The 13,102-nt window shown below is 56.4% G+C and carries 9 protein-coding genes; 3 read left to right on the top strand and 6 right to left on the bottom strand.

The genetic code is table 11. The features are described 5' to 3' along the window. Positions 1–131: 131 nt before the first annotated feature. From RRF56_RS15580 to RRF56_RS15560, 5 genes are all read right to left on the bottom strand, one after another. Positions 132–1,700 carry a GldG family protein gene (locus tag RRF56_RS15580; protein WP_317034088.1) on the bottom strand — a complete coding sequence of 523 codons (1,569 nt, stop codon included), beginning with the start codon at positions 1,698–1,700 and terminating at the stop codon, positions 132–134. 60 nt (positions 1,701–1,760) lie between these two features. Next, a complete protein-coding gene (locus RRF56_RS15575) occupies positions 1,761–2,573 on the bottom strand; it encodes an ABC transporter permease (protein ID WP_317034087.1) in 813 nt (270 codons plus the stop codon). Positions 2,574–2,648: 75 nt separating this feature from the next. After that, positions 2,649–3,674 carry an ABC transporter ATP-binding protein gene (locus RRF56_RS15570; RefSeq protein WP_317034086.1) on the bottom strand — a complete coding sequence of 342 codons (1,026 nt, stop codon included), beginning with the start codon at positions 3,672–3,674 and terminating at the stop codon, positions 2,649–2,651. Between the two features lie 143 nt (positions 3,675–3,817). Then, complete coding sequence (locus RRF56_RS15565) at positions 3,818–4,498, bottom strand: DUF4033 domain-containing protein (RefSeq protein WP_317034085.1); 681 nt, start codon at positions 4,496–4,498, stop codon at positions 3,818–3,820. A gap of 68 nt (positions 4,499–4,566) precedes the next feature. Next, positions 4,567–6,321, bottom strand: coding sequence for an ABC transporter ATP-binding protein (locus RRF56_RS15560; RefSeq protein ID WP_317034084.1), 1,755 nt, complete (start codon positions 6,319–6,321; stop codon positions 4,567–4,569). A gap of 146 nt (positions 6,322–6,467) precedes the next feature. On the opposite strand from RRF56_RS15560, the gene rdgB reads away from it, so the two are divergent. Next, on the top strand, positions 6,468–7,046 hold the full coding sequence (gene rdgB, locus RRF56_RS15555) for an RdgB/HAM1 family non-canonical purine NTP pyrophosphatase (RefSeq protein ID WP_317034083.1): 579 nt from the start codon (positions 6,468–6,470) through the stop codon (positions 7,044–7,046). Positions 7,047–7,232: 186 nt separating this feature from the next. Here rdgB and RRF56_RS15550 read toward each other — a convergent pair whose 3' ends face one another. Continuing rightward, positions 7,233–7,352: a photosystem II protein Y gene (locus RRF56_RS15550; protein WP_073610157.1), complete on the bottom strand. Its 120-nt coding sequence runs from the start codon at positions 7,350–7,352 to the stop codon at positions 7,233–7,235. 973 nt (positions 7,353–8,325) lie between these two features. Here RRF56_RS15550 and psaA point away from each other — a divergent pair. Both psaA and psaB read left to right on the top strand, forming a co-directional pair. Further along, the gene (gene psaA, locus RRF56_RS15545) at positions 8,326–10,620 is read left to right on the top strand and encodes a photosystem I core protein PsaA (RefSeq protein ID WP_317034082.1); all 2,295 of its coding nucleotides are present in this window, start codon (positions 8,326–8,328) and stop codon (positions 10,618–10,620) included. A gap of 119 nt (positions 10,621–10,739) precedes the next feature. After that, a complete protein-coding gene (gene psaB / locus RRF56_RS15540; protein ID WP_317034081.1) occupies positions 10,740–12,968 on the top strand; it encodes a photosystem I core protein PsaB in 2,229 nt (742 codons plus the stop codon). The last annotated feature ends 134 nt before the right edge of the window (positions 12,969–13,102 follow it).

The raw sequence follows: 13,102 nt of genomic DNA, 5'->3' as shown, positions 1-13,102 counted from the left end.
ATTCGGCTATAGCCAGCCTAAAACTCAAGGTATCTAGCCCTTGCCCCAACCATAGGTCAGGGCAGTGGCGACGGACAAAACGGAGACTTGGCAGCGATAACGACATGTCTGCCCCCGCCCCCAGAGGATGGCTAACGCCGCCGTAGCCACATCAGCACCGCTAAGGCAAACCCAATTAGGGGCAACACCAACAGGGCGAACACGCCCAGACCAATCTGCTGCTGCACGGTCATGGTGATGCGGCGGTTGGTCACCTCTCGGGGACGAATGGAGAGGGTGGCATCGGTCTGCTGACCGAGCCAGCTGACTGAGTTGAGAAACACATCGCCGTTGAGCTGTTGATCAAACAGGCCATCGGTAGCAAACGTGGCATTGCCAATGACGACCAGACGCGACTCAGGAGAGGGCTCACTGTCTTCGACGGCGGGGGCTTGATTAACCGGACGGCTGAGCGCTACCCCCAGGGTGTAGGGGCCGGAGGGGGGAGCATTTTCGTCGAACTGAAGCTCGCCTTCAGGGGAAAGGGCTTCGGCCCGACTTTGGGAGTTGCTTTGGAGTAGAGGCACAGCCGTGACGCCAGGCACCTCTTCGACATTGACCGGGCGCACCAGAGGAAAGAACGATCGCCCATTGCGAAAGTCACGGGTGATGGGGTGATCGCCGTAGTCGGTGACGAGGGGAGCGGCAGGCCCCAGGCCCACCAGCTGACCAGTACCGGAGGTGTCGAGCACGATGCGATCGTCAAGGGTGACGCCCCAGGGATCTAACAGACTGTCAAGGCCGGGGCTGGTGCGGGGGTCGATCAGCAGCATGAGGCTACCACCACTGTCGAGGTAGGTCTGTAGGGCGTCTACCTCCGCCTCAAAGAACTCGGCGGCGGGGCCAGCCACGATCACCACACTGGCATCGTCAGGCACTGACCCGGTTTGGGAGAGATCGAGGGGCTGAACCAGGGCACTTTTGTCTTCTAGGGCGGTGGTGGCTTGCAAAAAGCCGGTTTCGCTGCCGTCGATGGCAAACTCTTGATGCCCCTGGGTGAAATAGACGGCGAGGGCGCGATCGCTCGCCACCTGATCAAGTGCGTTCGTCAGGGTTCGCTCTGACAGCCGCTCGTTGGGGCCGACATTCTGCAAAAAGCGGCGGGTATCTCCACTTTCTACAAACACCATGCCGGTTTGGGTCGCGCCAAACTCCTGGGCTTGGCGCGGGTCGTTGTAGGGGTTGACATAGTCAAAGGTAAACCGTGACCCAGCCTGGCGATAGCTTTCGAGGAGCTGCCGATCTTGAGGATTGGGTAGCGGGTCAAACACCACAATGCGGGTGGGGTTTTCAAGGGTACGCACCACCTGCTGCGACTGGGGAGCCAGGGTAAATAGCTGATTTTCGGTGAGGTCTACTCGGCTGGCATAGCGCACTGCTAAAAAGTTGACCAAGCCCAAAATCGCCAGTACCGCCAGGGCTGACACCAGCGCATTGGCCCCGGCTTCGGTAGATCGCTGAGCCCAGAACCGGCCTTGGCCATAGTTGCCCAGTACCAGCCCGATAAGTAGAAGTCCGGTGCCTCCCACTAACAGACCAGCAGGCAGCAGCGTCCATCCGGCTAGCACTCCGGCCAGCAGGCCTGCTGTAACCAGGGCCAGCCCCGGCAACGCCAGGTACTTCAAATACTTCTGGTAGATCGCAAACGATTTCATCGCCATAGAAAACCCGCTAAACCCGCTAAAACTAACCTGCCATCACTCAACTGTTGCTAAGTGCTGCTAAGAGCGCTGAAACCTCAGGGTCTCAATGGATTGGGCAGTGAGGTATAAACCCAACACAATAAATGAGAGAAACAGCACTAACCCACCGGTGTCAAAAATGCCTTCAGTGAAATCGGTGAAGTGCTTTAGCAGGGAGAGGTGGCCGAGGGCCTGTCCCAGGATCCCTGGCAATCCCTGGGCGATCGCATCGACGAGCCACAGCAGTAAAATCAGCGCGAAGGTCATAATTGCCGCCAGCACCGTGCTCTCGGTCAGCGACGAAATGAACATGCCGAGGGCCAAGATACTGGCAGCCATTAGCACGAGCCCCAGGTGAGACAGCAAAAAGACGCCTGAGCCAGTGGGGGGAGTCGCGGCCCCCAACGCTACCGCCTGGCACACCATTAGCGGCAGCACCATGGCGATGTAAAAGCTCACCACCGCCATCAGCTTGCCCAGGGCCACGGCCCAGTTGGCCACGGGCGAGGTGGCCAGCAGTTCGAGGGTGCCCTGCTTGCGCTCGTCCGCGTAAAGCCCCATGGAGAGCATCGGTAACACAAACAGCGACAGCGACCCCAACAGCCCAACGTAGCCCTTATTAAATTCGTAGGCTACATCGAAGGGCGGTGCCGGAGGCATCCCCATCTGCACTGCCTGGTCGGCCATGGCAGCCTGGGCCAAAATGCCCTGGGGGCCAAGCAAAATAGCCACCAGAAAGAAGCCCCCCAGCAGCCAGAACAGAGCGGCAATGATATAGGGCAGCGGTGAAGCAAAGTAGCTCTGAAGCTCTCGCTGGTAAATAGCGAGGATGTTTTTGAAGAGGAGGGTCATGGGGCAACGGGGATGGAGTGGGTTGGGTATTGGGGTGGATGGGTGGCGAGAACGGCAACCCTAAATCCAACATAGCTAGGCTTCGGGATCCTCAGGCATTACTTCAGTTGTCACCCCATCGCCCATGGGCCCTTCGGATTGGGCGATCGTTCCAGGGGCGGGTTCGGTGGTAGTGAGGTTGAGAAAGACATCTTCGAGGGTGGCCTGTTGGCGGCGCAGTTCGTGGAGTTCGAGGCCAGCGTTGACAAGGGCGGCAGACATAACGGCTCCCAAGGTGCGATCGGCTTCCGCGCTCACCCGCAATCGGTGATGATACTCCGGCAGATGCTCTAACCCCAGTAGGGTCACCTGGCGCACAGGGGACATCGCTGCCAGCAGGCGCTGGGCAGTATCGACATCGCCTTTGATCTCTAACTCATAGGCCGATTCACCCGAAAGGCGAGTGGTGAGGTTGTCGGGGGTATCGGTGGCCACAACCTGGCCCCGGTTGATAATGGTGACGCGATCGCAGGTCATGCTCACCTCCGGCAAAATGTGGGTGGAGAGAATGATCGTATGGCTGCCTGCCAGACCCTTAATCAGCTGACGCACCTCATTGATCTGGCGTGGATCCAACCCTACGGTGGGTTCGTCTAAAATAATGACCGGCGGGTCGTGAATAATCGCCTGGGCAATGCCCACCCGCTGTCGATAGCCCTTCGACAGCTTGCGAATCAGCACCTTGCGCTTATCGCGTAGACCGCAGTGATCCATCGCAATGTCGGCCCGCTGCTGGCGGAGGTCGGAGGGCACCCCCTTAATTTTGGCCACAAAGTGTAGAAACCCCTGCACCGTCATCTCGGGGTAAAGCGGCGGCGACTCGGGCAGATAGCCAATCCGCTGCCGCACTGCCATTGAGTCGGTGTGCACGTCGTAGCCCGCCACCCGCGCCGTACCGTCTGAGGCTGGCAGATATCCTGCCAAAATTCGCATGGTGGTCGTCTTACCCGCCCCGTTAGGCCCCAGAAACCCCAAGATTTCTCCGGGCTGGGCCTCGAAGGTAATATTTTGAATGGCCGTAGTAGACCCGTAGGTCTTACTCAGGTGCTCAACTTCAATCATGGGTGTAGAACCGCCAGCAAACCATTGGACATTGTACTGCTGAATACAGTAGCGATTTTTTACTCCAATGCGTTTAAGTCGCCCGATCTAGTCCATCCCTTATCTCCCCCACCCCCCGCTAGCTATCCTCTACTCGGAAGCTCTCAGTTCCTGACCTTGGGACAAGGTTGGGGATCGCGAGTCGCAAGCGAGCAATGATCGATCAGACAGGGCTGTTTATAGGCGTCCTCAGTCTCCAAGGGCGGCGGGGGCTGGCCAAACACCATCTCGCAGCTAAAGTCTTCAAAGTTGGGCACCATCGTTAGGGGAATGCCAAAGTCTTCGGTAAAGAAGCGCTGGGTAGGCCGCTTACACATGTTGACGCACATGCCAACGCAGCGGCTCTCGTCGAGATAGCGACATTTTTTGATATGGACGCCGCTGCGCTGCTGCCGCACCTGGCCCTGGGCGTCAGTGAACTCTACAGTTTTGACCTCGCAGGGGCCGACCAGCCACTCAAACAGCAGCGTGGCAAACCAGGCATTGAGCTCACACACTAGCCGGGTCGGTGAAAACAGGGTGCGAATGAGCCACAACACCTGGGTGGGCACCAGCGACTTGAGCACGACGGCCACTAGTGCCTGCTGCTGCTGGGCATTGCGTCCCTGCATGATTTGGTTCGACAAATCGACAAAGCCATCGTAGCCACTCAAGGCAGTGTCTTTGCCAACCGCCTTGGCCATCTTGCGGCTGAAGAGCCAGATAAACAAGCGCGCACCAGGGCCATCGTCATAGATGGCTTTTTCTGAAGTGGGGCCAAGGCCCGTGGCCGGGGGCGATGCCATGACAAACCAGGAATAATTACTTACTCCAGGGTAGTACTTACGGGGGTCGACTGACAGGGTTGAGGCACCTAGCCTGCGCCGCTGCCCGCAAACTGCTGGGCATAAAACTGGGCGTAGCGGTTCTGGTTGGCCAAAAGCTCGCTGTGGGTGCCCGATTCAATCACCTGGCCCTTTTCCATCACCAGAATGCGATCGGCCTGGCGCACGGTGGCCAACCGGTGGGCAATGATGAACACGGTGCGATCGCTCATCAGGCGATCGAGAGCCTCCTGCACCAGGGCCTCTGACTCAGCATCGAGGGCCGACGTGGCCTCGTCAAGAATGAGAATGCGAGGGTTCAGCAGCACAGCCCGAGCGATCGCCACCCGCTGCCGCTGCCCTCCCGACAGGTTGACCCCCCGCTCTCCCATCCAGGTGTAGTAGCCCTGGGAAAACTGAGTGATAAAATCGTGGGCGTTGGCAATACGAGCCGCCGCTTCTACAGCTTCTATGTCAAAGTCTTTTTGACCAAAGGCAATATTCTGGGCGATCGTGCCAGAAAACAGCGTAGTCTCCTGGGGCACAATGCCAATCTGTCGCCGCAGGCTGCGCAGCTTGACGGTGGCGACATCGACATTGTCGATCAAAATTTGGCCCGCCTGGGGATCGTAAAAACGAGGCAGCAGGTTCACTAGAGTTGACTTACCAGCGCCCGAAGAGCCCACCAGGGCAATTTTCTCCCCGGGCAGGGCCAGTAGATCGAGGTTGTGCAGTACGGGTTCGTCAGCCTCATAGCCAAAGGTGACATTGCGGTACTCGACGCGGCCAGTCACCTTCGGCAACTCAGCAGCAGTGGGCAGCTCGCGTACCGCCGGTTCTAGATCGAGCAGCTCAATCACGCGATCCACCGAAGCTTCGCCCTGCTTAAATTCGCCATAGTTGATGATCACGTGGTTGACCGGATCAATCAACATCAGCGCGGCAACGACGTAGCTCCCAAAGGAAGCCCCAGTGAGGTTGCCTTCGGCGATTTGCCAGGTGCCCACCAGCAAAATCAGCATCACCACTACAGCGTAGGTAAAGCCCACTACCGGGTACTGCACTGCCTGCAACCAGGCCGCCTTGTACCGGGCCTGGCGATTTTTTTCGGCCTCTTGGGTAAAGCGCTCTACTTCATAGTCTTCGGCGGCAAAGGCCCGCACTAGACGAATACCGCTAAATACCTCGGTTACCAGTGATGACAGGTCAGACACCAAATTTTGGCTGCGCCGCGAAAACGTCAGCATCTTCTCGCCAAACCATCCGGCCAGCACAGCCAAAATGGGTACCAACACTAGAGCGGTCAGGGTGAGCTGCCAATTGAGATAGACCATGTAGCTCAGCACCACAACGAGTTGTAGCACCGAGGGCAAAAAGTCGTGGAACAGCTTCTGCACGACTTCGCCAATGCGATCGATGTCTTCGGTCAGCCGATAGGACAGATCGCCGGTTTGGCTGCGCTCAAAATAGGTAAGACTGAGCCGATGAATGTGGGTATAGACGTCTCTACGCAGGTTAAAGGCCACCTCTAGGGCGGCCTTAGCCATCAGCGAGTCTTGAATATATTGCCCAATTTTTTGCAGCCCAAAGCCCGCCATAGTGATCGCAATGAATCGACCCACAACCGGCACATTGCCTGCGGCTAGCTGCTCTAAAATGTTGCCCGACAGCCAGGCCAAAATCGGCCAGTAGGACACAAAAATAATGGTGCCAATCAAGGCCTGGGCGATCGTCGGCCACTCACGCCGCACGTAGGGGGCAAGCGTCCAATAGTTGGAGCTTTGGGAGGGGCGCTTGGGGGTCAAGGGTTAAACCTTCGCATTGGCAATCACTGTTCAACCACGCTACCAGGTTTGGGCTCGATCTGCATTTGATGTCTCAGCCATTTGTGCGCCTGAATAAGACACTACAATCGACCTATAGCTAACGTTTGATGAATAGGTCGCGGTCTATGCCCACGGTTATTGTTGCCACCGGAAACCCCGGCAAGCTCAAAGAAATGCAGGTCTATCTCAACGATCTAGCCTGGCAGCTAAAGCTGAAGCCCGACGATCTAGATATTGAAGAAACCGGCGCTACGTTTTTAGAGAATGCTCGGCTGAAGGCAACAGGGGTAGCCAAGGCCCTAAACCAGTGGGCGATCGCCGATGACTCGGGCCTAGCGGTCGATGCCTTGGGCGGTGCTCCCGGCATTTACTCGGCTCGCTACGCCGACAGCGATACTGCCAGAATCGATCGCCTACTGAGAGAGCTAGAGGACAGCCGCGATCGCCAGGCTCAGTTTATCTGCGCTCTCGCCTTGGCTAACCCCCAGGGCGAGATTGTGCTCGAAACCGAGGGCATTTGCCCTGGGGAAATTTTGCTGGCTCCCCAAGGAACCGGCGGCTTTGGGTATGACCCGATCTTTTATGTACCCGCCCTGGGCAAAACGTTTGCCACCATGTCACCCGAGCAAAAAGAGGCCAACAGCCACCGGGGCATCGCCTTTCGCCAGCTCATGCCCCACCTAGCAACGTTGTCGATGGAGTAAACCTGGACCCATTCGACCATGGATACCGAATCCGAATCGCATAACCCCGATTCCAAACAGGCGGATTGCGCAGGGGTAAACGGTGCTTGCCCAGTCTAACCGGGGCTAGCCAGGGCGGATTCAGGGTGAGAGCCAGATCAAAAAATCAGGGGTGCGATCGCACCCCTGATTCTCAAGCCTGTAAATCTAAGCTTCCCGGTTGAGAAAATCTTGCAGTTGCCCTAGGGCAGCCCGACCAATATTAAACACAGCCCAGCTTCCCGCTACAGCAATCGGCAGTAAAACAACAACGACTCTCCAGTCCATGGGGCACGCCCTCCTAAATCGGTTTTACTTAAACAGTTGTCACAATTTTCTCATAATGTACACCATCTGGGGCGATCGCAGGCGGGAGGATTTGGGGGTTTACCTAGACCAACCGGGCCAAGGGCGATCGCTGGTAGCCCTAGTAGCCCAACTCCCCTGCCTACCCAGAAGCTTTAAAATCTGCCTAACCCTGGCCACAGACACGCCACTACCCAACCCTTGAGCCTCATCAATCCTTGAGCGAATATTAATTGAGGATAGAGAGGGCTGGTATTGCCCCCGGGCTGGGCACCCTAAACCAACTGGAGTGATGCTCTCATGCTTCTAGTCATCACCCACCTCTCTACTCTTTATTAAATCTAGATCGTACGACAGCTTAGGCCGCGCCACTGGCGATCAATTACTCATTGAAATGGCTCAGCGACTTCGGAGAATGAGCAACTGGGTAGCGCATACAGAGGTAGGGCAAATAGGGGATAAGAGCTGTTCTAACTTCAAGCGATCTCGAGCAGATAAATATCTGCAACGAGAGGATTTTACGGTCCTGCGATCGCCCCAAAAATTCTCCGGAAAAATAAATAGCCTCCGAACATCTGCCTTTTTCCTACGGCGATCGAGCAGCTGAATTTAATTTCGCCAGAGTTATTAACTTGTGAAAACTTCGCTTACCAAGGGCGGCAGTGATTCTGTAGTTTGTTACTTAACCTGCCGTTATTTTACGGATGGCAAGGGCTCTACGCTATCTGCTAGAGGCTTTCCCCCATCTTCAAAACTGTGGCAGTTCAAGGCCATCAGCCGTTTTCACAGGCTATCCTAACCGTTAGCCCAATGAACTTACCTGACCGCTCAGGTCGGCTTTTGGTGCTCAAGACCCTTTTTATTCAAGCTTTCTATAGCTCAGTTCGTATCTGTCTCTGTAGTAGGAAGCGCCTTTATCCGCTCTGTATTTTCGAGTAGAAGAGAGGAGAGTCCCATGACCATAAGTCCCCCTGAACCGGGACAAAAAGTCAGGGTCGTGGTCGATAAAGATCCGGTGCCCGTCTCATTTGAGCGATGGGGCAAGCCCGGCCACTTCGACCGCACGTTGGCCAAGGGGCCCAAAACCACCACCTGGATTTGGAACCTGCACGCCGACGCCCATGACTTTGACAGTCACACCAGTGACCTAGAAGATATTTCGCGGAAGATCTTCAGTGCTCACTTTGGCCACTTAGCCGTCATTTTCATCTGGCTAAGCGGCATGTATTTCCACGGTGCCAAGTTCTCCAACTATGAGGCTTGGCTCACCAATCCCATTGGCATTAAGCCTAGTGCCCAGGTGGTTTGGCCCATCTTTGGCCAAGAAATTCTCAATGCCGATGTAGGCGGTGGCTTCCACGGCATTCAGATCACCTCTGGCCTATTTCAGTGGTGGCGCGCCAACGGCATTACTAACAGCTTCCAGCTATACTGCACCGCTATTGGTGCGTTGGTCATGGCAGCGCTAATGCTGTTTGCCGGCTGGTTCCATTACCACAAGCGGGCTCCCAAGCTGGAGTGGTTCCAAAATGTGGAATCGATGATGAACCACCACCTGGCCGGGCTGCTAGGCTTGGGCTGTCTGGGCTATGCCGGTCAGCAGATCCACGTATCATTGCCCATCAACGCCTGTATGGACGCCATTGATGCGGGTCGTCCGTTGACCATTGGTGGCCGGGTAATCGATTCGGTGGCAGCAATACCATTGCCCCACGAGTGGATTTTGAACAAAAACCTGATGGTAGATCTGTACCCCGGATTTGCCGAAGGACTGAAGCCCTTCTTCACCCTAGACTGGGGAGTCTACGCCGACTTCCTCACCTTCAAGGGCGGGCTCAACCCTCAAACTGGCGGGCTGTGGCTGTCGGATACGGCCCATCACCACTTAGCGCTGGCTGTTCTATTCATTGTGGCCGGCCACTTCTACCGCACCAACTGGGGTATTGGCCACAGTTTCAAAGAGGTACTGGAAGCCCACAAGGGTCCCTTTACCGGCGAAGGCCACAAGGGCATGTATGAAGTGTTCACGACCTCTTGGCATGCCCAGCTGTCGTGGAACCTGGCCCTGATTGGGTCCCTCACCATCATCGTGGCCCACCACATGTACGCCATGCCTCCCTATCCGTATCTCGCAACGGATTATCCCACTCAGCTGTCGCTGTTTACCCACCACATGTGGATTGGCGGCTTCTTGATTGTGGGGGGAGCAGCCCACGCCGCCATCTTCATGGTGCGCGATTATGAGCCATCGGTGCATGTCAACAACAACCTCGATCGCGTACTACGCCATCGGGATGCGATTATTTCGCACCTCAACTGGGTCTGTATTTTCCTGGGCTTCCACAGCTTTGGGCTATACATCCACAACGACACCATGCGGGCGTTGGGGCGACCCCAGGATATGTTCTCAGATACGGCGATTAATCTACAACCCGTGTTTGCTCAGTGGATCCAAGGCATCCATGGGGCCGCAGCGGGCAATACTGCGCCGAATGCGCTGGCCGGCGTTAGCCCGGTGTTTGACGGCGGCTTAGTTGCTGTCGGCGGCAAGGTGGCTATGGCGGCAATTCCCCTGGGAACAGCCGACTTTATGGTGCACCATATCCACGCCTTCACCATCCACGTGACCGTGCTAATTCTGCTTAAAGGCGTGCTGTTTGCTCGCAGCTCTAGGCTAATTCCCGACAAAGGTGAGCTGGGCTTCCGGTTCCCCTGCGACGGACCAGGCCGGGGCGGCACCTGTCAGGTTTCCGGTTGGGACCATGTGTTCCTGGGCCTGTTTTGGATGTACAACTGCATCTCAATTGTAATTTTCCACTTCAGCTGGAAGATGCAATCGGATGTGTGGGGTACGGTGTCGCCGGATGGAGCCGTGTCGCACATTACTGGCGGCAACTTTGCGGCCAGCGCCATCACCATCAACGGTTGGTTGCGCGACTTCCTGTGGGCTCAAGCTTCCCAGGTGATTGGTTCCTACGGGTCGGCGCTGTCGGCCTACGGTCTGATGTTCCTTGGAGCGCACTTTGTGTGGGCCTTTAGCCTAATGTTCTTGTTCAGCGGTCGCGGCTACTGGCAAGAGCTGATTGAATCAATTGTTTGGGCGCACAGCAAGCTGAAACTGGCTCCAGCGATCCAGCCCCGGGCCTTGAGCATTACCCAAGGTCGGGCCGTGGGTGTAGCCCACTACCTGCTAGGGGGAATTGCCACGACGTGGGCCTTCTTCTTAGCGCGAATAATTGCGGTGGGATGACCCGTTTGGTCATGGGATCCCGTCGGGGCACAGGATGCTGTGCCCCGACACAACCCAGACCACCGCATTTCACGAATTGCGTTTTCTGACCCATTCGTACATCAAACCTGTTTTGATTCATGGCAACTAAATTCCCTAAATTTAGCCAGGACTTGGCCCAAGATCCGACCACAAGGCGGATTTGGTACGGGATTGCCACGGCCCACGACTTTGAAAGCCACGACGGCATGACGGAGGAGAATCTTTACCAAAAGATTTTTGCTTCTCACTTTGGCCACTTGGCAATCATCTTTTTGTGGACGTCGGGCAACCTATTCCACGTCGCTTGGCAAGGCAACTTTGAGCAGTGGGTCAAAGATCCACTGGGTGTGAAACCAATCGCTCACGCGATCTGGGATCCGCAATTTGGTCAACCCGCCGTGGATGCCTTCACCCAGGCGGGAGCCAGCTATCCGGTTAATATTTCATTTTCTGGGGTGTATCACTGGTGGTACACCATCGGCATGCGCACCAATGCCGACCTCTACGGCGGTGCCATGTTCCTGCTGATTTTGTCAGCAGCGTTCCTGTTCGCGGGTTGGCTACACCTGCAACCCAAGTTTCGCCCTAGCCTGGCCTGGTTCAAAAATGCAGAATCGCGCCTGAACCACCACCTGGCTGGTCTATTTGGGGTCAGCTCTCTGGCCTGGGCCGGTCACTTGATTCACGTAGCGATCCCTGAGGCTCGGGGCCAGCATGTAGGCTGGGATAACTTCTTGTCGGTGCGGCCCCACCCAGCTGGGTTGAAGCCGTTCTTTACCGGCCAGTGGGGGGTCTACGCCCAAAATCCAGACACGCCAAACCATATTTTCAACAGCAGCGATGGAGCTGGGACAGCGATTCTCACCTTCTTGGGTGGGTTCCATCCCCAAACCGACGCGCTGTGGCTGACGGATATTGCCCACCACCACCTGGCGATCGCGGTGCTCTTTATCGTCGCAGGCCATATGTACCGGACTAACTTCGGTATTGGCCACGACATGAAGACCATCATGAATGCCCACCGTCCCCCGGAAGGCACCCCCTTTGGCGGTGCGCTTGGGGAAGGCCACAAGGGCATTTACGACACCTACAACAACTCACTGCACTTCCAGCTAGGTTGGCACTTGGCCTGTCTGGGCGTGGTGACATCGCTGGTAGCACAGCACATGTACTCGCTGCCGTCCTACGCCTTTATCGCTAAGGACTACACCACCCAGGCAGCGCTGTATACCCACCACCAGTACATTGCTGGCTTCATTATGGTGGGGGCTTTTGCCCACGGGGCAATTTTCTTAGTGCGCGACTACGATCCGAAAGCCAACGAAAACAACGTGCTCTATCGCATGTTGGAGCATAAGGAGGCACTGATCTCCCACCTCAGCTGGGTATCGCTGTTCCTGGGTTTCCATACCCTGGGACTGTACGTGCACAACGATGTGGTAGTCGCCTTTGGCACGCCCGAAAAGCAGATTCTGGTCGAACCAGTATTTGCTCAATGGGTGCAAGCGGCCCACGGTAAGCTGCTCTACGGTATGGATACTCTCCTATCCAACCCCGACAGTATTGCCACTACAGCTTGGCCCAACCACGGCAACGTGTGGCTCGGCGGTTGGCTTGATGCTATCAACAGCAGCACTAACTCGCTGTTCTTAAATATTGGCCCTGGCGACTTCTTGGTTCACCATGCGATCGCCCTGGGTCTGCACACCACCACTCTGATTCTGGTCAAGGGTGCGCTGGATGCGCGCGGCTCCAAGCTGATGCCTGACAAAAAAGACTTCGGCTACAGCTTCCCCTGTGACGGTCCTGGTCGGGGCGGCACCTGCGACATCTCCGCGTGGGACTCGTTCTACCTGGCGATGTTCTGGATGTTGAATACCATCGGCTGGGTGACCTTTTACTGGCACTGGAAGCATCTGTCGCTGTGGTCAGGCAACGTGGCTCAGTTTAACGAAAACTCGACCTATTTGATGGGCTGGTTCCGAGACTATCTGTGGCTGAACTCGTCACAGCTAATCAACGGCTATAACCCCTATGGCATGAACAACCTCGCGGTTTGGGCCTGGATGTTCCTCTTTGGACACCTGGTCTGGGCGACCGGCTTCATGTTCTTGATCTCTTGGCGGGGCTACTGGCAGGAGTTGATCGAGACTCTGGCCTGGGCCCACGAGCGCACTCCTTTGGCGAACCTGGTTCGCTGGAAGGACAAGCCCGTTGCCATGTCGATTATTCAGGGCCGAGTGGTGGGTCTTGCTCACTTTACCGTGGGCTACATTCTCACCTACGCCGCCTTCCTCATAGCCTCGACATCAAGTCGCTTTGGCTAACAACCCGTAGGGTGGGCAGTGCCCACCTTACACCCTTGGGGAAAACCCACCCCTCCAGGGAAAGGTGCCCCAGGGCCAGGTGGGTCGAGCCTTAGCTAGGTTAGACCCACCCCTACTGGTCGAGAAACAAGATT

Source organism: Nodosilinea sp. E11, from assembly GCF_032813545.1.
In the GTDB taxonomy this organism is placed as follows: Bacteria; Cyanobacteriota; Cyanobacteriia; order Phormidesmidales; family Phormidesmidaceae; genus Nodosilinea.
The sequence above is the reverse complement of the archived record's forward strand: the minus strand, read 5'-3'. Positions and strand labels throughout refer to the sequence as shown.

What these genes read in the sequence shown, in the direction of transcription:
- RRF56_RS15580 (WP_317034088.1), bottom strand. Translation starts at nt 1,700, where the DNA reads ATGGCGATGAAATCGTTTGCGATCTACCAGAAGTATTTGAAGTACCTG.
- RRF56_RS15575 (WP_317034087.1), bottom strand. Translation starts at nt 2,573, where the DNA reads ATGACCCTCCTCTTCAAAAACATCCTCGCTATTTACCAGCGAGAGCTT.
- RRF56_RS15570 (WP_317034086.1), bottom strand. Translation starts at nt 3,674, where the DNA reads ATGATTGAAGTTGAGCACCTGAGTAAGACCTACGGGTCTACTACGGCC.
- RRF56_RS15565 (WP_317034085.1), bottom strand. Translation starts at nt 4,498, where the DNA reads ATGGCATCGCCCCCGGCCACGGGCCTTGGCCCCACTTCAGAAAAAGCC.
- rdgB (WP_317034083.1), top strand. Translation starts at nt 6,468, where the DNA reads ATGCCCACGGTTATTGTTGCCACCGGAAACCCCGGCAAGCTCAAAGAA.
- RRF56_RS15550 (WP_073610157.1), bottom strand. Translation starts at nt 7,352, where the DNA reads ATGGACTGGAGAGTCGTTGTTGTTTTACTGCCGATTGCTGTAGCGGGA.
- psaA (WP_317034082.1), top strand. Translation starts at nt 8,326, where the DNA reads ATGACCATAAGTCCCCCTGAACCGGGACAAAAAGTCAGGGTCGTGGTC.
- psaB (WP_317034081.1), top strand. Translation starts at nt 10,740, where the DNA reads ATGGCAACTAAATTCCCTAAATTTAGCCAGGACTTGGCCCAAGATCCG.